At 41.6% G+C, this 25,120-nt stretch carries 19 protein-coding genes and 1 pseudogene; 6 read left to right on the top strand and 14 right to left on the bottom strand.

Features of this window, described 5'->3' with window-relative positions; genetic code table 11:
- The first annotated feature begins 73 nt into the window (after nucleotides 1-73).
- On the top strand, nucleotides 74-529 hold the full coding sequence (locus H6G86_RS09155) for a gamma-glutamylcyclotransferase family protein (RefSeq protein WP_190934046.1): 456 nt from the start codon (nucleotides 74-76) through the stop codon (nucleotides 527-529).
- Between the two features lie 16 nt (nucleotides 530-545).
- On the opposite strand, the gene sapG is transcribed toward H6G86_RS09155, so the two are convergent.
- The 3 genes from sapG to H6G86_RS09140 all read right to left on the bottom strand — a co-directional run bounded on the left by sapG (nucleotide 546) and on the right by H6G86_RS09140 (nucleotide 2,496).
- Nucleotides 546-1,160, bottom strand: a complete 615-nt coding sequence (gene sapG / locus H6G86_RS09150; protein ID WP_190934045.1) for an anti-sigma factor SapG — start codon at nucleotides 1,158-1,160, stop codon at nucleotides 546-548.
- A 157-nt stretch (nucleotides 1,161-1,317) separates the two neighbouring features.
- Nucleotides 1,318-1,974 carry an RNA polymerase sigma factor SigG gene (gene sigG, locus H6G86_RS09145; RefSeq protein WP_190934044.1) on the bottom strand — a complete coding sequence of 219 codons (657 nt, stop codon included), beginning with the start codon at nucleotides 1,972-1,974 and terminating at the stop codon, nucleotides 1,318-1,320.
- Nucleotides 1,975-2,343: 369 nt separating this feature from the next.
- Nucleotides 2,344-2,496, bottom strand: coding sequence for a QAALIT motif small membrane protein (locus H6G86_RS09140; protein WP_167306191.1), 153 nt, complete (start codon nucleotides 2,494-2,496; stop codon nucleotides 2,344-2,346).
- 690 nt (nucleotides 2,497-3,186) lie between these two features.
- On the opposite strand from H6G86_RS09140, the gene H6G86_RS39850 reads away from it, so the two are divergent.
- Nucleotides 3,187-3,825, top strand: a complete 639-nt coding sequence (locus tag H6G86_RS39850; protein ID WP_313930788.1) for a L,D-transpeptidase — start codon at nucleotides 3,187-3,189, stop codon at nucleotides 3,823-3,825.
- 79 nt (nucleotides 3,826-3,904) lie between these two features.
- Here the strand turns inward: H6G86_RS39850 and H6G86_RS09130 are convergent, their stop codons facing one another.
- The 6 genes from H6G86_RS09130 to H6G86_RS09105 all read right to left on the bottom strand — a co-directional run bounded on the left by H6G86_RS09130 (nucleotide 3,905) and on the right by H6G86_RS09105 (nucleotide 10,931).
- The gene (locus tag H6G86_RS09130; RefSeq protein WP_041565537.1) at nucleotides 3,905-4,444 is read right to left on the bottom strand and encodes a late competence development ComFB family protein; all 540 of its coding nucleotides are present in this window, start codon (nucleotides 4,442-4,444) and stop codon (nucleotides 3,905-3,907) included.
- A 121-nt stretch (nucleotides 4,445-4,565) separates the two neighbouring features.
- Nucleotides 4,566-5,501 carry a M23 family metallopeptidase gene (locus H6G86_RS09125; protein WP_190934043.1) on the bottom strand — a complete coding sequence of 312 codons (936 nt, stop codon included), beginning with the start codon at nucleotides 5,499-5,501 and terminating at the stop codon, nucleotides 4,566-4,568.
- Between the two features lie 857 nt (nucleotides 5,502-6,358).
- The gene (locus H6G86_RS09120) at nucleotides 6,359-7,057 is read right to left on the bottom strand and encodes a DevA family ABC transporter ATP-binding protein (protein ID WP_190934042.1); all 699 of its coding nucleotides are present in this window, start codon (nucleotides 7,055-7,057) and stop codon (nucleotides 6,359-6,361) included.
- An 88-nt stretch (nucleotides 7,058-7,145) separates the two neighbouring features.
- Nucleotides 7,146-8,318, bottom strand: a complete 1,173-nt coding sequence (gene devC, locus H6G86_RS09115) for an ABC transporter permease DevC (protein WP_190934041.1) — start codon at nucleotides 8,316-8,318, stop codon at nucleotides 7,146-7,148.
- A gap of 96 nt (nucleotides 8,319-8,414) precedes the next feature.
- Nucleotides 8,415-9,614, bottom strand: a complete 1,200-nt coding sequence (locus tag H6G86_RS09110; RefSeq protein ID WP_190934040.1) for an ABC exporter membrane fusion protein — start codon at nucleotides 9,612-9,614, stop codon at nucleotides 8,415-8,417.
- 642 nt (nucleotides 9,615-10,256) lie between these two features.
- Nucleotides 10,257-10,931, bottom strand: a complete 675-nt coding sequence (locus H6G86_RS09105; RefSeq protein ID WP_190934039.1) for a HupE/UreJ family protein — start codon at nucleotides 10,929-10,931, stop codon at nucleotides 10,257-10,259.
- Nucleotides 10,932-11,320: 389 nt separating this feature from the next.
- Here H6G86_RS09105 and H6G86_RS09100 point away from each other — a divergent pair, with 389 nt between their 5' ends.
- Complete coding sequence (locus H6G86_RS09100; protein ID WP_190934038.1) at nucleotides 11,321-13,132, top strand: endonuclease; 1,812 nt, start codon at nucleotides 11,321-11,323, stop codon at nucleotides 13,130-13,132.
- Nucleotides 13,133-13,194: 62 nt separating this feature from the next.
- On the opposite strand, the gene H6G86_RS09095 is transcribed toward H6G86_RS09100, so the two are convergent.
- Together H6G86_RS09095 and fraI are read right to left on the bottom strand one after the other, a co-directional pair.
- Nucleotides 13,195-14,946, bottom strand: coding sequence for an ABC transporter ATP-binding protein (locus tag H6G86_RS09095; protein WP_190934037.1), 1,752 nt, complete (start codon nucleotides 14,944-14,946; stop codon nucleotides 13,195-13,197).
- Nucleotides 14,947-15,128: 182 nt separating this feature from the next.
- Nucleotides 15,129-15,782: a septal nanopore formation protein FraI gene (gene fraI, locus H6G86_RS09090; protein ID WP_114082975.1), complete on the bottom strand. Its 654-nt coding sequence runs from the start codon at nucleotides 15,780-15,782 to the stop codon at nucleotides 15,129-15,131.
- 380 nt (nucleotides 15,783-16,162) lie between these two features.
- On the opposite strand from fraI, the gene galE reads away from it, so the two are divergent.
- Nucleotides 16,163-17,161, top strand: coding sequence for a UDP-glucose 4-epimerase GalE (galE, locus tag H6G86_RS09085; RefSeq protein WP_190934036.1), 999 nt, complete (start codon nucleotides 16,163-16,165; stop codon nucleotides 17,159-17,161).
- Between the two features lie 116 nt (nucleotides 17,162-17,277).
- Here galE and H6G86_RS09080 read toward each other — a convergent pair whose 3' ends face one another.
- The 3 genes and pseudogenes from H6G86_RS09080 to H6G86_RS09070 all read right to left on the bottom strand — a co-directional run.
- Complete coding sequence (locus H6G86_RS09080; protein ID WP_190934035.1) at nucleotides 17,278-17,976, bottom strand: hypothetical protein; 699 nt, start codon at nucleotides 17,974-17,976, stop codon at nucleotides 17,278-17,280.
- Nucleotides 17,951-19,198, bottom strand: coding sequence for an urease accessory protein UreH domain-containing protein (locus H6G86_RS09075; protein ID WP_190934034.1), 1,248 nt, complete (start codon nucleotides 19,196-19,198; stop codon nucleotides 17,951-17,953). Before H6G86_RS09075 ends, H6G86_RS09080 begins: the two co-directional genes overlap by 26 nt.
- Before the next feature lie 465 nt (nucleotides 19,199-19,663).
- Nucleotides 19,664-19,978, bottom strand: a pseudogene (locus H6G86_RS09070) (IS982 family transposase); the annotation flags it as partial.
- 573 nt (nucleotides 19,979-20,551) lie between these two features.
- Here H6G86_RS09070 and H6G86_RS09065 point away from each other — a divergent pair.
- A complete protein-coding gene (locus H6G86_RS09065) occupies nucleotides 20,552-22,786 on the top strand; it encodes a hypothetical protein (protein WP_190934033.1) in 2,235 nt (744 codons plus the stop codon).
- A 13-nt stretch (nucleotides 22,787-22,799) separates the two neighbouring features.
- Nucleotides 22,800-25,079, top strand: coding sequence for a COG1470 family protein (locus H6G86_RS09060; RefSeq protein ID WP_190934032.1), 2,280 nt, complete (start codon nucleotides 22,800-22,802; stop codon nucleotides 25,077-25,079).
- Nucleotides 25,080-25,120: the final 41 nt, after the last annotated feature.

Raw genomic sequence — 25,120 nt, 5'->3', positions numbered from 1 at the left:
TTGAGCATCAGCCAAATTATGCCTGAACTGCTAGTGTTTCAGGTATGGCAACAGTCATTTGATGAAGGTTTAGATGGTTGAATCAAATATAAAATTTTCTGATTTGGTGCGGGTTTTTGTCTACGGCACACTCAAACCAGGTGAAGCTAACTATAAAAAATACTGTGTTGGCAAAGTAGTTGATGTCAAAAGAGCTTTTGTAGAAGGTAAATTATTTGCTTTGCCAATGGGCTACCCAGCAATGACGCTGGGGAATAGCAAAGTTTACGGATATTTACTTTCTTTTCCCAACCCAATAATTTTAAATGAGCTAGATGTGCTGGAAAATTACCAGCCCACTAGACAATCACTAGAAAACCTCTATAATCGGCAAATTATCGAGGTTTATGAACCACAATCGCTCTCTTATAGTTGGGCTTGGGTTTATTTAATGACTCTAGAGCAAGTTGACCAATTAGGAGGATTACTCCAACCTGACGGCTGGTGGAGTGGCTGTGGTTTAACTGCAAAGCACAATTACAATCTGTGAACTGTTAACTTTGCAATTAGTTGATGTCCTGTTTGGAGTCATGCCGTTGTGGTTTTACCGGATAGATTGGATTTTCTGGAGAAGCTACTGCTGCTTTAGGAATTTCAATTACCGGGTTATTTAGTCCCACCATCAGAGGAGAGGGTGGAATTATAGACGCTGAAGATGTTTGAATCGGTTCTTTTTGTGGTCGTTGCGCCAGTTGCGGCACATTCAAACCACCAGGTACTAAGCTAGATACTGCACCGATTACGCAAGCAGCAACAGCTGCACCTCCCGCCATCCAGTTTAAACGGGAACGGCGGCGCAAACGTGTGAATACTTGCTGAACTGTTGCTTCTGGTGACTCTTGAGCTGTGGGGACTGGGAGAGTCCGCAAGCCTTGGCGCAGCTTTAACAGTCGAGCATACAAGCATTGAACCGAGGCATCATTTGCCAGCCATTCTTCTACTTGCCTGCGTTCGGGGGCTGTGACTTCACCATCGAGGTAAGCACTCAATAACTCGAAGCGATCGCGCTTCACCATATCCATAAGACCCGTTGATTCATTGGTATGCTTGGCCATTCCATCTGACAAATTTTGAGGAAGTTGCAAAGAAGAACGGTCGTAAAACTGAGAATCAGTAGTCATCTTAACATTATTACCAATTCATACACGGGTAAACTGGGCGGGAATTTCGGGAAAATTAGCCATTTTTCCTTCTTAAGATAGAAGCGATCTACATCTTTCTGGTAATTCTTAATCTATGCTTAAATTCTGTCATTGGGCAGAGGCAAGATAATGTAAATTAGGAGTCTAGATAATTCTGCAAGTGAGCTTGCAGCCTCGATCTAGCTCTCGCTATTCTTGACTTCACAGTTCCTAAAGAAACTCCAGTGATTTCAGCAATTTCTTCATAAGCCATGCCCTCGATTTCTCTCAGGACAATGGTAGTACGAAAGACTTCTGGTAAATCCGCGATCGCTTCCCGCAATTGCTCGTAAAATTCTCTAGTTGTCAGTTCTTCTTCAGGCCCGGGAGTATCGCCAGCGATTTCCCAATCCATCTCACCGTCCTCTAACGAGCGGGGAGCATCCAGTGATAAAGGGCTAACAACCCGCTTGCGTTTCCGTAACTCATCGTAAAACAAGTTGGTGGCAATGCGGCTTAACCAGCCCCGAAATTTAGCAGGCTCTTGTAATCGGTTAATATTCCGATACACTCGAATCCAAACTTCTTGAGCTAAATCGGCTCTGTCAGACCAATCTGGAGCTAGGTGGTAGAGAACTCTATCAACTTGACTTTGATAGCGGCGTAATAGTTCTGAAAACGCAACACGATCTGGCCGCAGTCCCGCTTGACAGCGCAAAATTAAATCGTGGTTAGGGAGTTTGTCAACTTGCACTGATGCTTCTGAATACTTTGCATCAACCGTTGACCAGGATACAGTAATCGACTGACTCATAGATCGTACTGGCTCTAAATCATCCCTATCTATTAGACCTGCTAATGGGACAGAAGTTCCATGCTAAGGTGACGGATTTATTACTGGAACACGGAGGCAGACAATTTTGGATACATTTATAGCAATAAGGTGAGCCACTTTTTCCTTATACTGCTCGCATAGTTGCCCTTACAACCATCAACTCAAAAAAGCGCAGCAATATGCACATTTTAGTACTTTTAGCAACTGGGTATATACGCTTGATAAAAATAATTAAATCTGGTTATTAAGGATGAAGAGAAAAATTTTGTAATTCTACCTTCTTGATACCTTTAAAATTCAGGTAATAATTTCTGGGAGTTGGGTTGCTGTGGTTACTATAATGGTGATTTATTTTTTTGATTTTGTTACCAGAATAGTTGCTGATTGTTCTAGTTGTGACCCGTAGATAGCACCAGAGTTATGTTGCTCTGGTACACGAACTTGAAAAAATAAATTGAGGGAAAATGTAATTGTGACTGCTAGCAATAGTTTTTCAAACATGGTTTTTCTCCCACCGACACCACTAATCATTGATTGCTACATTGCAAAAGTTCCGCCAGAAAGTCTAAGTATTGGCTTACAACCCCCAGAACTTTGGAGGAATGAGGTTGGTCACTTGAAGTTTTGCTGCTGGGACAATTTGCATAGTCTTAGTTTGCCCAGAGGTGTTGGCAGATTTATAACGGAAATGATAAGTATTGATAAATTTTTGATAATCGGATGATGAACACATCCCATTTCTCGGCTGGATATGTCAGGGATAAACAATAGGCGATGGCAATGGTAAGAAACGAATCTGTAGGGCGGATGGTAATGTTGCTCTGTTTTGGCACAGCATTTTTATCTTTAGCTGTCCATTGGCGCATTACTACGGCACAACGGCAGTTTGATAAGTCTGCATCTACTTCGATGCGGCGAGATTCTACCCTAACCAATCCCAAGGGAAGCCGCTCGGAGGGAGTCTACAAGAATCTGTCACAAGTGAGTTTAGGGGAAATTGCGCTAGGTGGATCTGTGCCACCTGCTGAAGTTGCCCAAGGCTCAAGTGTTCAGAGGGCGGTTACACCAAAGTCCTCTGCTATTAAGCCTCGAACTAAGTCGAAAATAATTAAGAAGAATGTAGCTAAAGCAACGACTCGCAAGGCTTTTATACTCAAAGATTCTGCGATTAAGTCTGAAACTAAGTCGAAAATAATTAAGAAGAATGTAGCTAAAACAAGGACTGGCAGGGCTTCTACACCAAAATCTTCTACTATTAAGCCTCAAACTCAGCCGAAAACAATTAGAAATAATGTAGCTCAAGCAGCAGAACTACCAATTAAGATGCAGCTGGTGGCGCAAGCAGAAAGACAAAATCCAGTTGTGGATAGTTGGCCAAAAGGTTTATGGTCTAAGGCTTCAGCCCAACAAGCACCATCCGCATCTGATAGGCTAGCAGATGGCAAGACGCAAGTGGTGGTTGATTTAAGCGATCGCCGCACTTACGTATATGCAGGAGATGAGGTAATAGCTAGCTACCCAATCGCTGTAGGTAAGAAAGGTTGGGAAACGCCCACAGGTTCTTTCCAGGTGATCCACATGCGACACTATCCAATCTGGCGTCACCCAATTACAGGCAAAGTATTTCAGGCTGGTACGGATAGTCCATTGGGAGACAGATGGATTGGTTTTTGGTCAGATGGACGCAATGAAATTGGCTTTCATGGTACGCCAGACATTGACCTGGTAGGAACGGCTGTATCCCACGGTTGTCTAAGAATGCGTAATTCTGATGTCAGAATGCTTTATGAGCAAGTGAGTATAGGGACAACAGTACTGGTACGTAATTAATTAAGAGTCATTAGTCATTAGTCCTTTGTCCTTTGTCTAAAACAAATGACAAATGACAAATGACCAATGACTATTGAAATTATAATTTTTGCTCAAAATTAGGTGCGTATGTCTGGAGTAAGGCACTAACCTGGCGTACAACCTCATTACCAGTGTTTTTGCCCAAGGCTTGCCGTTCTGGGAAGAAATTGGGTCGATCTAGGTAACGATTAATCGCTTCACTTACTTGCTGAGAAATTAATTCTTGCAGTTCTGCTTGAGCCGTTTGGCGCTGGAAGCTAGCACCCTCTTCTGTAGTAGCATACAAAGGTGGTAGTCGATTGAGAGCATAAGCAGCAATATCTCCGACATCTAGAGAACTTTCGCTGGTGGCTTCAATTTCTGCGACTCTGGCGATCGCTTCTGTCAGTACCAATTCTTCCATGACGTTAATGAATTGTTTGCGAGGTACCGCCACTACCTCACCAGTCAATAGCGCTCCCATGAGCCGATCCAGGGCCATGTACTCTTCAATTGAGAGTTCCGAGGCGTTATCACAGATTCTACCGACTTCTGCTTCCATTGCTGGTGTCAAATAACCATCCTGGAGAGCTTGTTCTACAATTTTTTCGATACTCATAACACTTATCATCATTTATGTTAGCCAAGCAAGGTAGGGACGGTATCAATCCAATTTATTTTGCCTAATCTTCAGCAAAAAAAACACAAATTATGCACAGACGCTATTAATTCCGCCTCTACTAATTAACGACCTTAGTTCGCCAAGGTGTTGGATCAACAGATTGTCCGTTGACATACAGACCCCAGTGCAAATGTGGCCCCGTGGCAGCACCTGTTGAACCAACTGCGCCAATTACTTGACCAGCTTTTACAAGATCACCTTCTTTAACGTTAATGCGACTTAGGTGCATGAAAATACTGGTGACTCCTTGACCGTGGTCAATGCCAACTACGTTACCGTGTATCCGAAACCCTTGGGATACCCTACCTACCAAAGCAACTCGTCCAGGGGCTGGGGCAATTACCGGAGATCCGGCAGCACCAGCGTAGTCAAGACCACGATGATAGTAGTCCTTTGCAAATGTACCATTATAGTAGCGACGTACACCATAGTTTGTACTCATCCGCCCTGCATTTGGCTTCAAAAATACCCCATTCCAATACTTTTCTGGCGTTTTTAGTGCCTTGAAAGCCGCTACACGCTTAAGTTCATATTCTGTGGCATCCACTCCGGCTTTGCCAGGTGGCAAAGTAATACGTTGTATGGGGAATTTGCGATTAAGCACATTCACAGCTAAGTTTTGTACTTGACCATCCCCTGCAACCTTAAGTGTTCTAGTTCCAGCTTTTTCAAGTGGAGTTGTGGGAACAAAAGCCCGATACTGATTAGGGGCAATTTGAAAGGCTGGGTATGTATTATTACCAGTCGCTACTGTTGGATTTGTACCATTCTCAGGATTATCTAGATTAATCTCTACCGAGAGTGTATCCCCTAATTTAGGACTAGTTGGAGTCACCTTTACTTGTAAAGCATCTACAGGCAATGCCAAGGTGATAGGGAGAACAGCAAATATTCCCTTTAACACATTTATTGCAAGGCGATTGGCTGTCAAACTTTTGACATCAAAACCGAGCAACTTCTGGTTTGAACTACTAGCACTATTCTCAATAATCATGGAGCTACAAAAATTCCTTGCTTGTGTTGGAAAATAGACTAGCTTATTTTTACTCGTGTTTCCTCTTTGACGTAGATGTTTTTGAAACCCTCCAGAGACTTATAGACCTCAGAGTTACATCAGGTAAAAGATAAGAGAGAATGATTTGTAACTGTAATTTAGTTAGTTGGTATTAACTTTATGTATTACATTGACATTGGTAATGATCTTAAAATTTAACTAGATTGAAGGCAAAGACTCTATAAGTGTTTGCCAAGGTATCATTTATTAGGCAACAAAAGAAACACCTTGTGATTATACCCATTACATAATAATACTTGAAGAAAATCTTGGAATCAACTGGACACTTGTTTAACTGGACACTCGTACTAGATTGCTAAGTTAAAATTGGTGTAAGTAAATGGCGCAAGCCAGGTAAAGCCTGACTTTTCACGGCATTTGCAAAACCTCTCTCTAAATCTCTCTCCTAAAAGGAGAGAGACTTTGAATTTTCACCCTTCCCGCATCGGGAAGGGGGTTAGGTTTTTGGTGGACTTTTCCACATAATGTGAAAAGTCAGGGTAAACCAAAGGCAAAGTATTAGAAATAACCCTATTAAGCTTAGGCAAAGTTCGATTTATTAAGTTTTTGAGCATTTAATTTGCAAAAGTAGGGTAGGCAAGATGCCTACCCTACAATAGTTTTTAGTAAAATATAGTGTGAAATTATATTATTTTTAATTTATCTAATTCTTAATCACCGTTTATACACTAATGACAGATATTATTATTGTTAATATAAGGTATAAAACAACAGTGATTTTACTTAAATTGTTCTGGTTTCGATTTCTGAGCTTGAGGAATGAAAGCTGATTAACTTCAGGTTGAGAGTGTTAATTCTGACTTCAGCTTACCATCTTCCATATCAACGATGCGATCGGCAATGTCAAGAATGCGGTTGTCATGAGTAACCATCAAGATGGTACAGCTTTGTTCTTTTGCCAATTTTTGCATAAGATTGACTACATCCCGACCTGATTGACTGTCAAGGGCGGCGGTGGGTTCATCCGCTAGGATTATTTGAGGATGACTAACTAAGGCGCGAGCGATCGCTACTCGTTGCTTTTGTCCTCCAGATAGTTTTTCAGGATAGTAATGTAAATGATTTCCTAATCCTACCTGCTCTAACATCTGGGCTGACCTAGCTAGCATATTTTTTAACCCAAGATATTTGTGCAATTCCAAAGCCATTTTGACGTTTTGGAGTGCCGTTAAACTCCCATGTAAGTTATGTGCTTGGAAAATATAACCGTTATGCCGTCGCGCTTGTACTAATTGTTCAGCACTAGCACCACAAAGTTCTCGCCCCAACACCTGCAAACTACCAGATTGGGCAGAACGCAATCCACCAACTAAGGTTAGCAAGGTAGTCTTTCCAGAACCAGAGGGCCCAGTCATAATAATAATTTCACCGGCGTTAATCTCTAAGTTGATATTAGATAAAACTTGCTTGCGAAGGGAACTAGTACCAAAGTGGTGGTCAAGATTTTTAATAGAGATCACAGGTTGACTAGTCATAAATGGCTCGATTACTTGTTACGATCGTCATTGGTCGTTTGTCCTTTGTCCTTTGCAAATGACCAATGACAAATGACAAATGACAAATTTAAAACATATCAGCAGGATCGGTGGCTTGAAGTTTGCGGGTGGCGATCGCACCGGAAATTGTACACATAATGATAGTCAGCACGAATACCTGCAATGCCCGAATCGCAGTCATGTACATGGGTAAATTTGTGGCACTGCGAGTCAGTTGGTAAAGTGCTAAGGACACTCCCAATCCGGGGAGGAAGCCCAGTGCTGCTAATATCAACGATTCTTCAAGCACCACACCCAGCAGGTAGTAATTGCGATATCCCATTGCTTTAAAGGTGGCATATTCCCGAACATGGGCATTAACATCGGTGGAAAGGACTTGATAAACGATAATCACGCCCACCACAAAGCCCATTGATACACCTAGGCTGAAAATAAAGCCAATTGGGGAATTTGTTCTCCAAAAGTTGTTCTCAAATTCAATAAATTCGGCGTGGGTTAGGACTCTGACATCATCTCTCAGGTAGGCTTTCAAGCTTGCTGCCACTTTTTTAGGGTCATAGCCTGGTTTTACCTTGATCAAACCTAGACTGATGCTACTTGACTGTCGCCCAGAAAATAGCCGCAAAAAGTTTTGATCGCTAGTTATCAGATTGCCATCAGAACCAAAGGAAGCCCCGACTTGAAATAAGCCACTAATGGTAATTGTGCGCCGTTCTATTTCGGTGGTTAGGGTTTTACCTTGGTCAATTTGAGCGATCGCTTTTTGATAATCTCCTCTTGCACCACGATCGAACAAAACGGTATCCGGTAGCTTAATTGCCTGCAATTGCTGGTTAACATCCGGTAAGTCAAAAGCTGGCTTATCTGGATTAAACCCGATAACTAACACCCCCGTCTCACGATGTGTTTGAGGATTTTTCCAGATTGTATTATTGAAATACATTGGTTCTGCCGACTTCACCCCTGGTATATCCATTGCTTGGTAAAGTCGCCGCCGAGAAAATGTAGACAAGCTTGGCAGGTTACGGGCTTGGGGACTGGTTAAAACAATGTCTGCTTGCAAACTGCGATGTAGTCTAGTGTTACTGTCATACAGCGCAGTCTGAAAGCCAAGCTGCATAAACATGAGAAGATCCGCAAAGGCAATACCTGACAAAGCGACCAAGAGGCGGCTTTTTTCATGGTTCAGTTGCAGCCATCCTAGAGGGGTTCGCCGTCGCAGTTGTTTGATCAATCCCATAATTAGGTACTGGGTATTGGGTATTGGGGACTAGGGACTAGTGACTGGGGAAGAATAATCCCAATCCCTAATACCCAGTCCCCAATCCCTGATTTTTCACAATTCAATTACTGCCTTAACTTGCATATTGGTTAAGCTGGCAGCTTTTCGACTGGAAACTTCATCTAGTCGGATATAAACTTCTACTACTCGGTTGTCGATATTGCTGACGGGATCTGTGTTAATGACACTCTGTCGTCGCACTTGCAAACCTTTGCGATCTACGATTCCCTGCAATTCAAGGGGGAGGTAATCGCCAAATATTCGTACTTGTTGCCCTGAATGAACTTTGCCGATATCGCTTTCATAGACTTCGGCAATAACATACATTTGGCTAGTTTGTCCAATATCAGCAATGCCATTACTTGATACTAATTCGCCAGGATGGGTGTGGATCTCAAATACCTGTCCATTTTGGGGCGATCGCACTTGGGCCTGTTTTAGATTGATTTTTGCCAGATTCATGGCTGCTACAGCCCGATTGATTTCTGCTTGGGCAGCTTCTACATCTACTCCTCGTACCTCAGCAATTTCCTCAAGAGTTGCTGTAGCCTGTTTTACTTGTTGCTGGCTAGCTGATTGGGTACGATTTAACTGTGCTTGTGCTTCTTGCAGGCTTTTTTGGGCGGTTTCCAGGTTTAAACGCTTACTATCTCGTTGGGAGATGGAAATTGCACCCTGTTGATATAGTTGCTGATAACGTTCGTCTTCTGCTTGGGCATTTTTTACTTCGGCTTGGAATCGCTCAATTGTTGCTGCTTGAGTATTAATATCACCTTGGCGTTCTGCTTCTAAGCGAGCGATCGCGGCTTTTTGGGCGGCAATTTCACCACGTTTAGCACCTGCTTGAGTGCGGTTTAGGTTTGCCTGTGCTACTTTTACCTGTTCCTGCGCCTCTTTTAATTCTGCCTGCAAGCGATCGCGGCTATTCAAAATTGCAATCAATTGTCCCGCTTTTACCCAATCCCCCTCCTTTACTAACAACTTTTCTACCCGGCTTCCTTCAGCAGATACCGCAGCAGAAAGTTTTATTACCTTTCCCTGTGGTTCAATTCGCCCTAAAGCTGTTACCGTTTTTAACTGTGGCAATTGTGTTGCTGGCACTTGTGTTTCTGGATTTGCATAATTTTGCCAGCGTTTTACTATATAAAAACTTATTCCGCCAACCAATAAAGATGCAATTATACCTATAGCAACAGATGGACGCAGAATAGACTTAGGGAACGTTCTGTACCCTAGCTTTGAGTTTCGCACCATAGATTACCTCTTAACTAGTGGCGCAGAAAAAACTAAATAGATTAAGTTTTTATCCTTACTTCTGTTAGTTGTTGTTAATTTATCGATTCAAAGTTCATAAAAAATGAAAATTGTTGACAATTTATCAATCTGCTGCGATTTTCTGTATACGATAATAAATCACTCTCCAGTATTAATACCATTTCACTTTAAGGTTGATACAAATAGCCATCAGGAGATCAGGATGACAGAACTAGAGACAAATCATTTGTATCAGTAATTTCGTGAAATGATATAAGAGCCTTATGTTAATGATGAGCTAATTTTCTTTTTTGAAAGTACTTAGGTATAGTAAACGGTTTCCAAATTACGGGTTGTAACAGTGCCAACAATCAGAGGCAAATTCAGTCAAAAATAGATATTCATTGTCATGATAAATTAATAAACTTTAATTCCTAAAAAATCTCTTTAGATTTGATATCTTCATAATTTTTTGTGATATATTTCCACTGTCAAAAGTTATTTTTATAAATTAATTCTGTTAGCATATCCGCAATTTCTTCAGGTGTCATAAGCTTTTATTTAGATATACACATAATAAGGGCGCACAGCTAAGTGTACGCCCCATAAATAAATGTATTCCACTGAATTGAAATATGTGATTTAGATCATCGAATTGCTCAAAAACACGATGCCGATCGCACAGAAAGCGAAGCCAGCAATGCTAATTTTCCAGGGTAGAGTTCGGTTTATTTCTCCCATACCCATTGCACCACCAATTTCTCTGGCACTCATGGCAACCACAAACAGAGTCAATGTCATACCTACTATATAGGCAATTAGTGGAAGCATTCCTGCCCCAATAATAGAATCAGCAAGAGTGTAACCCTGAAATAAACCAGCACTGATGCCCATTAGAGCAAGTACCACAAAGTTTGGTTGATTGGGCATCATCAGCATAGTACTAAAAACGATGGTAGAAATAGCGATGGCTATTTCTATACCTGGGAAATTTAGCTGGAATAGATGAATTACAATGCCCAAAATTGCTGCTAAGACAAAATATCCAGCGATCGCAGCGCCACGAACAAACATAGATGACAGTAAGCCAATAGCAACAATCCCCACTAAACAATCTAAGGCAATGACTGGATCTGCCAATCCCCAGAGAAAGCCTTCCCACCAGGTAGTGATGGTATGACTATCTGGTGTTCCACTCCATGAACTCAGTAAGCTAATTAAAATTAAAGCTGCGATCGCTCCAATATGGCGATCCATTACCTTCGAGGTGGACAATTCCTGTGAAGCACGGAATTCTGATAATTTCCTTTTAAACATCGCTATATACCAAATTAGTTTTTTCGGTAATTTATACTACCCACCTATCCCAAAAAACTAACGTGGTAATTACACTACCTTGTACTAGCTTCATGAAGTTATCCAAAGCCACGGTGATTGAAAAGTATCATGGCCTACGTAAGCGCTGCTATAGCCTCCTGTAGAGAACCCGTCACAGACATCGCTACCAATAATTAATTATCAATATTTGATATTAAACACGGTATTTAATAGACTGCAAATGTAGTAGGTGAATAGAGCAAAATTTCCTTGTGTCCTGGTATTTTTTCTGAGGCAGAATGCTCACCTTTACTCAATCTAAAACTTATCTTAATTGAACTCTATTCAAAAGAAGACTAATCTAGAAAATATCTTCATTGGAAGAGAGAATGAAACCCATCAAATTGTTGTTACTATTTAGTACTGTTCTCATCTTCTTTATATGGATTAGTCCACTGCACGCTAGTCCAATAGCCCAATTGCCAACTCCTTTACTTCCAATTACCCAACGGGAAACAACATCTCTAAAAAATTCCCAGGATGTATTGACTGTTGCAACTTTTAACGTCGAGAATTTAGACCCAAAAGATCGACGCTTTGATGATATTGCCAAAATTATCCAAAATAATTTGAACGCCCCAGATATCATCAGTTTGGTTGAAATTCAGGATAACAACGGGCCAACCAATGATGATGTTGTGAATGCAAACGAGACTTACCAAAAACTGATTGCTGCGCTCGAAAATATCGGTAGTCCGGCATACGATTTTGTGGATATTGCACCCAGTGACGATCAAGATGGTGGAGAACCTGGAGGTAATATCCGTGTCGGTTTATTATTTCGGCCCAGTCGGATAACTCTAGCAAAACTGCCTAGAAGAGGCGGTTCATTAGATGCTGTGGCTATTAATCAAAGTGCAAATGGTCTTGATCTTTCACTCAACCCAGGTCGAATTGATCCTACCAATAGTGCTTTCGAGGAAAGCCGTAAGCCACTTGCAGCAGAATTTATATTTAACGACCAAAAGCTGTTTATCATTGCTAATCACTTTGTTTCTAAGCTGGGAGGTTCTCCTAGCGATGTTCAACGAGTCAAGCAAGCCGAAATCGTTAATGAATTCGTAGGGCAAATATTAGAAGTTGACCCGCAAGCCAAAGTAATTGTACTGGGTGACTTAAACGATTTACCCGATTCCTTACCTCTGAAAACTTTAAAGGGTAATATTCTTGAGAATCTGACGGATCGTTTACCTGCTAGCGATCGCTTTACTTTCAAATTTCGGGGAAAACCTCAACTTATTGACCATTTGTTGGTCAGTGAAAACCTTTCTGGTTTTGCTCAACCAAAAATTGACATTGTGCATGTCAACGTTGGCTTTAGTCAGCCTGTCAGTGACCACGATCCTGTAATTGCAGCGTTTACATTACCTACTAGCCAGTCCACCTCTGACACTATTCCTCCTGTTGTTCAACCTACTCCCACTCCCGTAAATGATTCGGCAATTATATTGCCTCAATTATCCAAAGTCGCTCTAGTTGAAGAACTTGCTAAGAAGTATACGCCTAGCAAAACTTTGAACTACGATCGCGCAAGAGACGAAATGTTTGGCATTATTGACAACCAAGCGGGTATTGTGACAGATATCTATGCCAGTTACCAAATTCATCTAACTGGTAATGGCGATCCTAGTCAGGAAGCTGATAAATTAGGGCTGAATACTGAACACGTTTGGCCACAAAGTAAAGGGGCTGACAACGGGAATGCTCGAAGTGACCTTCACCATTTATTTCCTGCACGAGAAGATATTAATACTGAGCGAGGAAATAAACCCTTCGACGATATAGCCGACACAAGTACTAAAAAATGGTATCGAAATGATACTGTTCAATCTACAATTCCTAGTAGAGCAATTGACGAGTTTAGCGAATCATCTTCTTCTAAATTTGAGCCTAGAGAAAAAGTAAAAGGGGATATAGCTAGGGCAATTTTCTACTTTTACACTATCTATCGGAATCAGGCTGAGAAGGTAGACCGAAATTACTTTCAGAATCAGCGTCAGATTTTGTGTAAATGGAATCAGCAAGACGTACCTGATATTACTGAAATAGAACGCAGTCACGCGATCGCCAAATTTCAAGGTAATGACAATCCATTCGTGCTGGATGTCACATTAGCTGAACGGGCATACTGTAATCCCTAAAAACTTGGGTAGCACAGATGTGCTACCCTCCAAGCAATAAAATATCCTTATGGGTCAAAACTTTAATGCAGTAATTCCTCAACTTGATGCTGGCTCCACAAAGTTCTGTATAAACCCTGTTGTTGCAATAGTTCTAGGTGATTGCCTATTTGAACAATTTTTCCCTTTTCCATCACAAAAATTCTGTCAGCCGCAGCCGCCGCAGATAATTGATGGGTAATGAAAATTACTGTTTTGCGTTCAGTACCACTGGAGAGATTTTTGAGGATTTGCGTAGCTGTTTGATTATCCACACTAGAGAGAGCATCATCCAAAATTAACACTGGCGCATTGACCAGCATAGCTCTAGCTAAGGCAGTACGTTGTCGTTGACCACCAGAAAGAGTAATACCGCGTTCACCAACAAGAGTTTCATATTGCTGAGGAAAACTGTTAATTTCTGATTCAATTTTGGCAAGTTTAGCAACAGATTCTATCTGCTCTTGTTCGCTAATTGGATCGCCATAGCGGATATTATTTTTGATTGTAGTGCTAAATAGAAAACTATCTTGAGGAACGTAAGCGATCGCACCTCGTAAATCTGCCAAAGCTATTTTAGTAATATCCAGCCCATCTAAAAACAATTGTCCTGATTCAATATCCAACAAGCGCGGTAAAGCATTCGCCAAAGTGGATTTTCCCGAACCAATTGCCCCAACAATGGCCACGGTTTCTCCAGGAGCAATAGTAAAGTTAACGTTTTCTAAAGCTGGAGTAGTAGAACCAGGGTAACTGTAGCTGAGATTTTTCGCTGTCACTTCCCCTTTAAGTTCAGCTGCTGGTAGATGTATGGCATCGGCTGCATCTTGAATTTTCGGTGTGACAGAGAGAATAGATTCAAGGCGATCTATACTAACTTCACCCCGTTGGTACGCAGTAATTGTGAATCCTAAAAGGGCTGTGGGGAAAACTAGACGCTCTACATAAATTAACAGTGCTAAAAAATCGCCAACCTGAAGCGCTCCAGAAGACATCCGCGCTGTCCCTAGCCAGATAATTACCAACGAACTGATATTAGCTAGTCCACCAATTAGCGGAAAAAGTGTATTTCGGAGTTTTGCCAATTCCAGGTTAGCAGTCAATAGCTGCTGATTTTTCTTGGAGAAGGCTCGACGCTCGTTTGCTTCTTGGGCATAAATTTTAATTAAAGCAATGCCACTAATATCCTCCTGGATGAGTTCGCTGATTTCAGAGAGTTGCTCCTGGACTGCTGCTTGTTGTTTGCGTAAGCGATCGCTAAACAGACTCACCAACAAGAGCATAAAAGGGTAAACTGCCAGAGACGCTAGCGTCAGATCCACACTAATCGCTAGCATTACTGGCAGTGTTAGGGCGTAGGCAAACACGGTATTTGCCAAACTCAAAACGGCAAAACCCAATAACCGTTTGATATTGTCCACATCACTGGTAGCCCGATTAATCAAATCACCAGCAGTATTACTGGCAAAATAAGCCGGCTCCAGCTTGAGTAAGTGTTCAAAAATCCGTTGTTTCAGGTCAAATTCCACCTGACGACCCACCCCAAATAGCCAAATGCGTGATGCCATCCGCATTAGCCACATTGCCGAACTGAGTAAGACAATTATTACTACATAATGTAGTATTTCGTTCCAGTTGAAGGTTGTTGAGAGTTTATCAACACCAGCACGAATCAACCAAGGGATATAAACGCCCAGTGCATTGACAGACAACAAAGCAAGAATGCCTAATGACGCTTCCCGCCAATGGGGTCGTAAGTAAGCACTGAGTTTAGCGATTCGTCGAGATTTTGCCATTAAAGCAATTTTGCAACTTTATCATCCTAGATTAACTGCTAGCCCAAGCAGGCAGCTATGTACAGGGAATGGGGAATGGGGAATGGGGAATGGGGAAGGGAAAAACCTATTTGGGGACAGTGGCTAACTAATTCAACCCTTTGCCCTTTGCCCTTTACCCTTTACCCCTTTTTTTTACTTTATTACCGTTGAACACGCAAGAACCTGTAAATTTCAACGAGATAACTTTCCCAAGTTCTTGTTGTCAATTGCAACGTTTCCGAATTTGGTACAAAGTCTTCAAGTCGTAAACCGCGTGTGCGAATATCTTGAGGATTTCCTTGTAATAAATAGGGAGGCACTCTCAGATTATAAGAAATAATGCTATCTCCCTTTACATCTGAGATGTTTGCTGTGGTGTTTGGTTGCCCTAATGCCACCAGTATCCCAGATGTTGGTGCAGCAGATGCTACAGATGTGTCACCTGTCATTGCTAGAGGTGCGCGATAGAGGAAATAGGCTACTGCTGGTGTACTTGCCAACAGCAAAATCGTCAGTGCCCAACCTATCAAGTATCCTCCTGGTTTTTCTATTCCACCTCCTTTAATTTTTTGAGCAGCCAAAATCATCAGTAAAACAGAGGCCCCCAGAGGCTTGAGTGGAAAAGATAGCATTCTCCACAAAGATGCCACAGCTGGTTCACTGGGGTTAAGAAATGAAAGGGCTACGATTACCAAGATAACGACTAAGATTAATCGCCCTACAAAAGTTCCAGAGGGATAAAATCGCTGGAACAGAGAATATACGATAGTGCCAATCAGCAGCCACAGCAGTACCCGGCTTAGCAATAGAAACATAGATTAACTCTCAAATTTTCTGGTGCGGTGAGCCAGTGTGGTGGTAAGACAGTCCACTTGACTAGGGGTTTTCATGCCCCAGGAGGAACTGTCCTGCATGGTTTCCCTGTATAAAACAACTAGTGACTTCTTAGCCGCGACGCTAGAAGCGTCACCCATAAGGGTCAACCTAGAGGTTTCGGGAAATGGATTTATTTTATTGTCAAATTGTAATCGTACTGTTTGACTTAAAATACTTCAAACCTCACACCCAAAGACTACCGTCGTAGTGATTTTAGTTCAAATTTTTAACACTGCGTCTATTATTTATAATTTTCCAGAAGAGTAATGTGGCACCGGTAAACTAAATTAATTGAGTAATCCACTTAAAAGGAAAAACTATGTCGTCTGGAAAACCTACCATTTTGGTAACAGGGGGAGCTGGATACATTGGTTCTCATACGGTGCTAGCTTTGAAGCAAGCGGGTTATAACGTTGTCATCCTTGATAATCTGGTCTATGGGCATCGTGACCTGGTAGAAAAGATTTTACAGGTAGAACTGGTAGTAGGGGATACAGGCGATCGCGCCTTACTAGATCAACTATTTAAAACCCGCGATATTGCTGCTGTGATGCACTTTTCTGCCTACGCCTACGTAGGAGAATCAGTGACTGATCCGGCTAAATACTACCGCAATAACGTTGTTGGTACTTTGACCCTGTTAGAGGCGATGCTGACTGCATCCGTAAAGAAATTTGTCTTTTCTTCTACCTGTGCTACCTACGGCGTGCCAGAATTTGTACCTATTCCAGAAAACCATCCTCAAAATCCGATTAATCCTTATGGCACTACAAAGCTAATGGTAGAGCGGATTCTTTCTGATTTTGATGTTGCTTACGGTTTTCAATCAGTGCGTTTCCGCTATTTTAATGCTGCTGGTGCTAATCCCAATGGCCTACTCGGCGAGGATCACAACCCAGAAACTCATTTGATTCCCTTGGTGCTGATGACAGCTTTAGGCAAGCGAAAATCCATCTCAATTTTCGGCACCGATTACCCCACACCCGATGGTACTTGTATTCGTGATTATATTCATGTTAACGACTTAGCAGATGCCCATATTTTGGGATTGGAATATTTATTAAAAGGTGGCGATAGCGAAGTTTTTAATTTGGGCAATGGTAGCGGCTTCTCCGTCAGAGAAGTAATTGCAGCTGCCGAACAGGTGACAGGAACTTCGATACCAGTAGAAGAACGCGATCGCCGTCCCGGAGATCCCCCAATTCTCATTGGCACCAGCGAGAAAGCCAGAACAATCTTAGGCTGGCAACCTCAGTATCCATCCATCCAAGATATTGTCGCTCATGCGTGGCAGTGGCATCAGAAGCGACATAAGTAGGAAAAGGGGAATGGGGAATGGGGAATGGGGAAAGAACTTGTTGTAAGTTCTCACTCAAGCCACCTTGTCCCCCTGCCTCCCCTGCCTCCCCTGCCCCCTGCTCCCCTGCTTCTTCCTTACTCCCCACCCCCTCTCATGTTTCGCAATACAACAACTAAGATGCCGATAAATCCGAAGATTGGTAGTGCGATCGCCCAAATGGGTAATTTCTGAGATTCACCCTCTACTAAATCACCATTGACATCTCGCTGAATTTGTGTGTTTTGTGTAGAACCGCCTGCTACAGTAACTTCAAATTTGAAGTTAAAAGGTTTGAATCTTGCCCCAGATACTGGTTTACCATTTAGTTGCAACTCATAAATACCTGGTTTGGGAAAGGTAATTTCTGTACCTGGAATACCTTGATAACGTTCGGCTGCTACAGCTTCTAACTGCGGTTCTAGCAGTGCAGGCTCTCCGGTTGCATAGGGTTCAGCGTAAACAGCCAACCGACAATTACACTGTGACAGGGGAATAACCCTTCCGCCTCTGCGGGTAAGCGCAAACCAGACTTGGGAGGGTTCTCCAGCCCGAGGATTATCATTTGGCTCAATGTGGAGGGTGCCACCAACATCTCCAGAAACTTCCACCTTATGAGCAGATGCAGGGTAAGGATTAGTTATTGATATAACTAAGAAACTCAGGAATAATAAATACTTTATTGTTCCTTGACTCTTCCAAGAAATGCCTTTGAGTAGTTGATGCCTCTGTTTTTGACTCGTTGGGATTGAGCCAGAGAACAAGGATAATTTACCGCGATTTTGTTGGGGGGACATAAAACTTTTCTACGGCTAACTTTGACCAAAAAAAACGCGAACGCACTAGTAAGACACTGAGGGTAATAATTCCCATCAGTACTGCCGCTAAGTTATTTCCCCAAGTTGATTGCAAGGAACCCAGATAATGGGAACCAATCAACACAGCATGAATAGCACTCAAGAGCAAGGCTGGCACACCCAATAGATGAATCTGTCGCCAACGCTTGCCCAAAGATTTCTGCAACGATTCCCAACTCGTTAAAGCGGCGGGGGACATTAATATTAATGCTACAGCACCCGCAGCCATACCCCACTGAAATTCTGGCGGCATAAAAGAAAAGGCGGCAAAATTCCATTGCAATGAGTGTTCTATCATGTGGAACGTGTGAACCACAGAAAGCACAAAAGATCCCACCCCCAAGGCGCGGCGATAACGCAATGGTGAAGCCCACAACCCACTTATAGGACGCGCAATTAACGCCAATATTAAGCAGAATAAAGCGGTGTGCCCGGTGTAATCTACCATTGTGTCACCAGTCCGTAGCAGGGTAATGATGCCAATGGTGAGTGTCACCCAACCGCCTAATCGAAATAACTGACTGCGCTTGTCTTTACTTACCAACGACGTGGAGATGCCTACACCTAACATAGTGGGCAGGGTTCCCAGTCCAAAAGCCAGCATGGTTGCCCCACCCATCCATAAATTGCCAGTTTCAACGGCTTTGATTTGGGCAGCATACAGGAAACCACAGGGCATTAAACCCCAAGTCATCCCCAAAAGTATTGGTGTCCACCATTTATTTTTAAAGGAAAGCTTAACCATTCCTGTGCTGAGGCGATCGTGTAGCCTACCCTGTAATAGGGGATGTAACACGGGAATGCGTGGGAGCAAATCGGGTTTTACTTGTCCTAAGCCAAACCAAATCAGCATCACACCAGTCAGAATTGCCATCCAGTGCCGAAAGTCGCTGCCAATACCCGCTAGCTGTCCACTTTGCAGCAATACCGAACCTAACGCCCCAATGCCAGCACCGACTAGAGCATAGCTCAACATCCGCCCCAGGTTTAGCAAAAGATGAAATTTTAATTGTTGTCGCCAAGTGTTCGGCTTTTCTGAGGGTGATGTCCCTTTCGGCTGATGAGATAGGGAAAATGCCACTGTTAAAGGGCCACACATCCCAAAGCAGTGCCCAAAACTCCCCAGGAACCCCAGGATTGAGATCAGCAACAAATCTACCATAAAAAAAGTCCTGAGTTCTGAGTCATGAGTTCTGAGTGTCAGAATAAAGATTTTGAAAAAGTAATAAGAAATTCTTTTCTTCTTTACTTAGTACTCAGCACTCCTCTAGTGCGGCACTTTACATAAAGTTGCGATCGCTGTCAAAAGACAAACCGTCAAACTTGATAGTTACTTTAGTGAATTAGTTCTTTTGTACTGGTATAAGATATAAAGGTATTAACCCAAGTTGCGGGTTATCGACTGAACTGTGGTTGTTACCTTGGGCGCATCTAATCGTTGGGGGAGTGCAAGGTTAGTGTTAATGGTTCGTCAGAGAACAAAGTATCAATGTTACCACTCAATTGATGCGATGCCTCCGGCGGGCTACGCCTACACGTGCAACAAAGTGGCGTTGGCGCATAGCGCCGACTGGATTATTTTGACATTAAAGATCCGGATGTTGTCGCAGATCGGCACTGGAAACTAGTCTAAAAGATATTCCGTGGAATCACTAATTTCTTTCAGTACCATTCCCACTTGATGAAACAAGTCGTTGATTAACATTGAGACACTGTGTAATCTCCGGTTAAAACATGACTTTTCTAACATATTAGATATTAACTTATGGTCTTTCATATAGCTACAAGCCTTGCTATGATTACCATTAAAGAACATCGCCTGAAGAAAAGCAGTTGTGATAATTTCTGCGTCATTCATCTCTCTATGACTGTCTTCATAATGCCCAATCGCCTTTAAAAGATCGTCTGTGATAGCATATATGGCAATTATTTCGTTTAGCATATAGCCCTCCTAATTTTCTTCTTGGAGGGCATTTTATTGCTTAACTGTCCCAAAGCGATCGCTCATCAGAGTAACTAGCAACTTGGGTTACTACTAAAACAAATACTTTATATAGGAGTTTTGCCCAAATATTTACTTATATAAATAGTTAAGATTATACCAAAAATTTTACGTATTTTATCAATAATCATTCAGTTAATTATAGCAAGTTGCTACTTTTGTAAAGCAATAGTAAGTATGTATTTTTGCTGAGTTATTAAATAAACATCTGGCATGGGTACTAAAAATCAGGTTTTGTGGTAGTTTTATCAGAAAAACTCAATTTTTCACCCATAAACTTGGGTTGTCAAGCTTTATTGGGAATTGCGGCAGATATCCAATTGATGAATTTCTATTTGAATATACTATATAGCTTTTATGAAAATGACTTTTATCAATTGAGAAATTTATTACACAATATTGAATATATACATTTGAATAATCAAACCAAAAAAACGATTGTCACTTTTTCGCAGATATTAATTTTTTAATAGTATTAGTCATGGAAAATAATAAAATAGTATAAATAATAGCATGGAAAAAAGTGTTATTAATGCCAGCCTTTCTACTCAGAACCTAACGTTTCGTCCAGGTGATACTCCTGTATCATTTGAGGTAACTGTCAATAATGACAGTGATCGCTTTGTCAATTTTCAGGTAGAAATTACCGCCGCCGGAGAAACCCGGAACACTGGATACCGATGGTATCGACTCGAACCAGAGGTGGCAGCAGCTAAACCACCAGGAAGCAGTACCATATTTCAAGTCTTCATATTCAATACACCTATTCCAGGATTTGTCGGTACTGTCAACCTGATGGTTAATATTTTTTCGCCGCAATTAGCACAACAGTGCAGACTTGTGCTGCGTCTGAAAATCGAACGAGATAACAGACCAACACATTTAAGTGTCGAATTGCCTGTGCGAGAGTTTCAAGTTTATCCCCGAAATTCAGTAGATATACCAGTACGGGTGCGGAACTTGGGGCAACAACCAACTGATGTGGGGCTACGTTTTACAGGCGTTAATCCATCTTGGCTAGCAAGTAGTGCAGAACGCCGATTATCTCTAGATCCAGGTGGATTAGGAGAAGCCACATTTCAATGTCAACCTCCTTCTGTAGTGCAAGCGCCCAGCCAAAATTACCCTTTTACTATTGAAGCTGTTAGCAATAATGGTTATCCAACCAGTGCTGAAGGCAACATTGAAGTCTTACCAGTGGGTTTTATAGACTTTACCACCACTCAAAAACACCTCAAAATTCCTAGTAAATCGGCATGGTTGCCTGACTGGAAATCTGATACAGCTTCCTTTGAATTACTATTTAAAAACGCTAGCAACCTCAACCAGCAAATTAATGTCCAGGTACAGGGTAGAGACTGGCGAAAATGTACTTTCAAAAAGCTTCCTGAAAATGCCAATCTCCATTTAGGAGAGACAAGTAGGGTCATTCTTGATGTTAAAACAAAACGCCCTTGGGTAGGAATCGGTAAAACTCTTTTATTAGAAGCTAAATCTGAATTATCCGACCAACGTTTAGGGAGTACAGACCCCGCCACGCAGACATTAGAAGTGGAGGCTTTGCCAATTATACCTCTATGGCTACAGCTAGCTGCGATCGCACTCTTAGCTGCATTCCTAGCATTAATACTGCAACCAAGAGATATAATGCATACACGTTCTGTAAACTCAATACGCTTTAGTGGTATTGGTTTATCTGTGGTCAGTGGCTCAGATGATTGCACATTAAGACTTTGGAGAATTGCTGCTGATAGCTTAGGCCCCGATGACACAGTAACATACGCTGGGCAACCCGTAGCTTGTGACCAACGGCAACAGCCCAAAGGTTTAATGGCGATTACCGATGATGCTGTAGAAGTCTTACGCTTCATGCCATTACAAAATGATCGCGTTGCCGTTGGTCTCGATAATGGTGTAATAGAACTCAGAGATGTACCATCAGGTCTAAAGATTAGCGAACTTCAAGACCTTAAAGATCCTAAAGCAAAAGGCGATCGCGTCTTTGATTTAGCTTTCACTTCAAATTCACTTAACTTATTCAGTGGCTATGGCAGTGGTAAAGTTAGAGTATGGTCAAGATCAGCGCCTAACAGCGATTTTCAGCCAGAACCGCAAGTTATCGACGTACAAAGTACATTGAAACTATCAGGTTTCCAAGTCCGGGCATTAAATCTCAGCCCAGATGCCAAAACTCTAGTAATTGCCGGAAACTTTAAGCGTTTTATCTTGTGGCAGTGGAACCCAACTCAATCTGATAAAAAATTCCCAAGTTTATCAGTGCAAAATCTAGAAAAACTAGACCCATTAGTTGGGCGTGAAGACTATATTTGGGGATTGGCTTTTGTTCCTAACTCCACAGAAAAAATCCTAGCAACTTCCGATTCTGCGGGATTCATTACGATTTGGAATTTGAATCAGTGCCAAACTCTCAAAAATCCCAATCCGCAGGAAAAAGTTAATGAACTCAATTGTTTGCCATTAGATCGCTGGTCAGCATCAAAAACATCTGTGCGTAGTCTAGCATTTAGTGATGATGGTGGTTTGCTAGTAAGTGGTGGCGATGATGGACGAGTGGTGCTTTGGTACTTAACTCCCGAACATAAGCTCGACAAAATAAAGGCAGCAGAAGGTAAAACAATTTACCAAAGCTCCAAAAAAATCAATAGTATCGATTTGAAAACTAATCAAGGAACCATGATTGTTAGTGGTGGTGAAGATTTTCAAGTCAAACTACACCGCATCAAATAAGAGAGTCAATGACATGCAAGCTAAATTCAATCCACTGCAAGTTATTATCAACCCACCTGGAATTCAATTTGGAATGCCAGGAGATACCATTGAACTCTATGTTGTTGTAATCAATCAAGGAGACCAAGATGCGGTTATTGACTTACATTTTGTTTTTGACGAAGTATTTCAAAATTTAACCGGTTGGTCTAGTTCTCCTAGAGAAAGTTTAGCATTAGCTTCTCAACAGAATAGTGATGAAGTAAAATTTGAGTTTCAAATTGCCGCAAATACTCTTCCCGGAACCTATGACTATACATTAGTCGTAGATTCACCTCTACATTATCCTCAAGATACACCCATAACCTTCCCAAACCAAATTAAGGTTCTGCTACAAGAACAGACTGCAATTCGGGTGAATGACCCGACATTTTCCATTAGACCTAACACCAACCCCAACAAGCCACTAATTTTCAATCCTAGTGAGCCTCTGCAAGTAGAGATTATAGTTGATAATCGCTCTTATCTCGTCGATAGGTTCCGCTTGAGTTGTCCAGATTTAGACGAAGACTGGTTCACAATTAATTACCCTGCAAGTGGATACGAGGGTTCTGGATTGGTATCTGAAGTTACTGCGCTAGAACTAAACCCTGGTACTAAAGGTCAAATATTGTTGAAATTTCACCCACCTGGGGATACACTCGCAGGAAGCTACTCTCCTACAATCCGCTTGTATTCGGAGAATTCTCCCGACTTAGTACTGCTAGACTTGGTGTATATTCAAATTCCGACAAATTATCGCTTAGATATAGAACTTCATACGATTTTGGGACAAGTTAGCCGTAGTCTTGGCAAGTATGAATTATCACTAGCGAATCAGGGTAATATTGTCCGCGAACTGATATTAAGCTTAAAAAGTCGAGACGAAGAAGAACTATATACTTACAAATTTGATCCGACTGAAATAAGATTATTACCAAATAGAAATGCTGTGGCCAACTTGACGGTCAAACCCAGACCTTGGTGGCGAAAACCGTGGTTTGGTGCAGGGCTAGTGGTTAACTTTCAACTGGACATCAAAGACCAAAAAAATTTACCCCTACCTAACACATTGCCTCAAGGCAGCTTGGTATGGAAACCTCGTCCTTTGTGGCAATTTATTCTGTTAATTTTGGCAATTTTGGGATTATTAGGAGGAATAGGATTCATCCTTTGGCGAATTTTAAATCCCGATCCTTTGAAATTAGAAAATTTTAGTGCAAAGGACTCTCAAATTACTGAAGGTGATGAGGTTTCTTTGAACTGGGAAATTCACCACTATAAACAGTTGCAAAAGTTGGTTCTGACTGCTAAAGGTTCGCAACCCATTGAGCCTATTATTTATGACTTTAGCAATGGCATTCCTGAAGCACTGGGTAAGGGAGGTACACCTCTTTGTCAGATACAACAAGAAGACCTTATTTGTAGTAACGTCAAGACTGGAGTGAAAACAAAAGGAAATTACACTTTTGAGTTACAAGCCTCTTATCAAAATGGCATACAATTATTCTCTCGAACTAATCAAGTATCAACCCAAACAACCCAAGTAGAAATAGCTGAGAAACCAATTGCTGAAGTTGTTAATTTTCAAGCCGATAAACCACAGTATACAAAAGGTCAAAATATTCTTTTAAGTTGGACTATTGCACGTCCATTACTCCTGCAACAAATTCAAATTGCTGGCGGTGCAGATGATGAGACATCCTACGGTGAACCAATTGCTTATAAAATTAATCAAGGTAATCTTGCAGACCCTAAGCTTAAAAAGCTATGTACGCAACAAAATCAAGAATTACGATGTATAAATATTCCTATACCTGCATATAAAGCAGGAAAATTTGCCTTTCAAATCAAAGCTCTTTCTAATGGAAGTCAAAAAACTAGTTTTAAAAAAACTGAATCTAAAATAGAAATCTTACCAAAACCATTTAGGATTGTTTCTTTCACAATCAACGGTAGTGAGCAACCAAATCTGGTTCTCGACGAAGGAACAACTGCTACCCTGAGTTGGAGAGTAGAAGGGGAAAAAGAAAATATTCAAGTTAAACTTCTGCCATACGGCGATGAAGTTGCATTAAGTGACTCAAAGCAGTTTCCAGTTAATCTAGCCTTCCCACCTCAAATCACGCTGCAAGTTAATGATATATCTAATAAGCAACCACCCCAGCAAAAAGGATTTGTAATCACAGTCCTCAAAAAAGTAGTGCCTACTCCTATACCTACCATTAACCCAATTCCACCTAACCCATTTCAAAGCCCCTTACCTCAGAGGTAAGTTTTATCAGGCTCTTAGGAACATTCTTAATAGGCTGTGAA

The sequence above is a fragment of the Nostoc sp. FACHB-133 genome, assembly GCF_014698055.1.
Taxonomy (GTDB): Bacteria; Cyanobacteriota; Cyanobacteriia; order Cyanobacteriales; family Nostocaceae; genus Nostoc.
Note: the sequence above shows the minus strand (reverse complement) of the source record. Positions and strands in the feature narration are given on the sequence as shown.

Coding starts and splice junctions, on each gene's coding strand:
- H6G86_RS09155 (WP_190934046.1), top strand. CDS start 74: ATGGTTGAATCAAATATAAAATTTTCTGATTTGGTGCGGGTTTTTGTC.
- sapG (WP_190934045.1), bottom strand. CDS start 1,160: ATGACTACTGATTCTCAGTTTTACGACCGTTCTTCTTTGCAACTTCCT.
- sigG (WP_190934044.1), bottom strand. CDS start 1,974: ATGAGTCAGTCGATTACTGTATCCTGGTCAACGGTTGATGCAAAGTAT.
- H6G86_RS09140 (WP_167306191.1), bottom strand. CDS start 2,496: ATGTTTGAAAAACTATTGCTAGCAGTCACAATTACATTTTCCCTCAAT.
- H6G86_RS09130 (WP_041565537.1), bottom strand. CDS start 4,444: ATGAGTATCGAAAAAATTGTAGAACAAGCTCTCCAGGATGGTTATTTG.
- H6G86_RS09125 (WP_190934043.1), bottom strand. CDS start 5,501: ATGATTATTGAGAATAGTGCTAGTAGTTCAAACCAGAAGTTGCTCGGT.
- H6G86_RS09120 (WP_190934042.1), bottom strand. CDS start 7,057: ATGACTAGTCAACCTGTGATCTCTATTAAAAATCTTGACCACCACTTT.
- devC (WP_190934041.1), bottom strand. CDS start 8,318: ATGGGATTGATCAAACAACTGCGACGGCGAACCCCTCTAGGATGGCTG.
- H6G86_RS09110 (WP_190934040.1), bottom strand. CDS start 9,614: ATGGTGCGAAACTCAAAGCTAGGGTACAGAACGTTCCCTAAGTCTATT.
- H6G86_RS09105 (WP_190934039.1), bottom strand. CDS start 10,931: ATGTTTAAAAGGAAATTATCAGAATTCCGTGCTTCACAGGAATTGTCC.
- H6G86_RS09100 (WP_190934038.1), top strand. CDS start 11,321: ATGAAACCCATCAAATTGTTGTTACTATTTAGTACTGTTCTCATCTTC.
- H6G86_RS09095 (WP_190934037.1), bottom strand. CDS start 14,946: ATGGCAAAATCTCGACGAATCGCTAAACTCAGTGCTTACTTACGACCC.
- fraI (WP_114082975.1), bottom strand. CDS start 15,782: ATGTTTCTATTGCTAAGCCGGGTACTGCTGTGGCTGCTGATTGGCACT.
- galE (WP_190934036.1), top strand. CDS start 16,163: ATGTCGTCTGGAAAACCTACCATTTTGGTAACAGGGGGAGCTGGATAC.
- H6G86_RS09080 (WP_190934035.1), bottom strand. CDS start 17,976: ATGTCCCCCCAACAAAATCGCGGTAAATTATCCTTGTTCTCTGGCTCA.
- H6G86_RS09075 (WP_190934034.1), bottom strand. CDS start 19,198: ATGGTAGATTTGTTGCTGATCTCAATCCTGGGGTTCCTGGGGAGTTTT.
- H6G86_RS09065 (WP_190934033.1), top strand. CDS start 20,552: ATGGAAAAAAGTGTTATTAATGCCAGCCTTTCTACTCAGAACCTAACG.
- H6G86_RS09060 (WP_190934032.1), top strand. CDS start 22,800: ATGCAAGCTAAATTCAATCCACTGCAAGTTATTATCAACCCACCTGGA.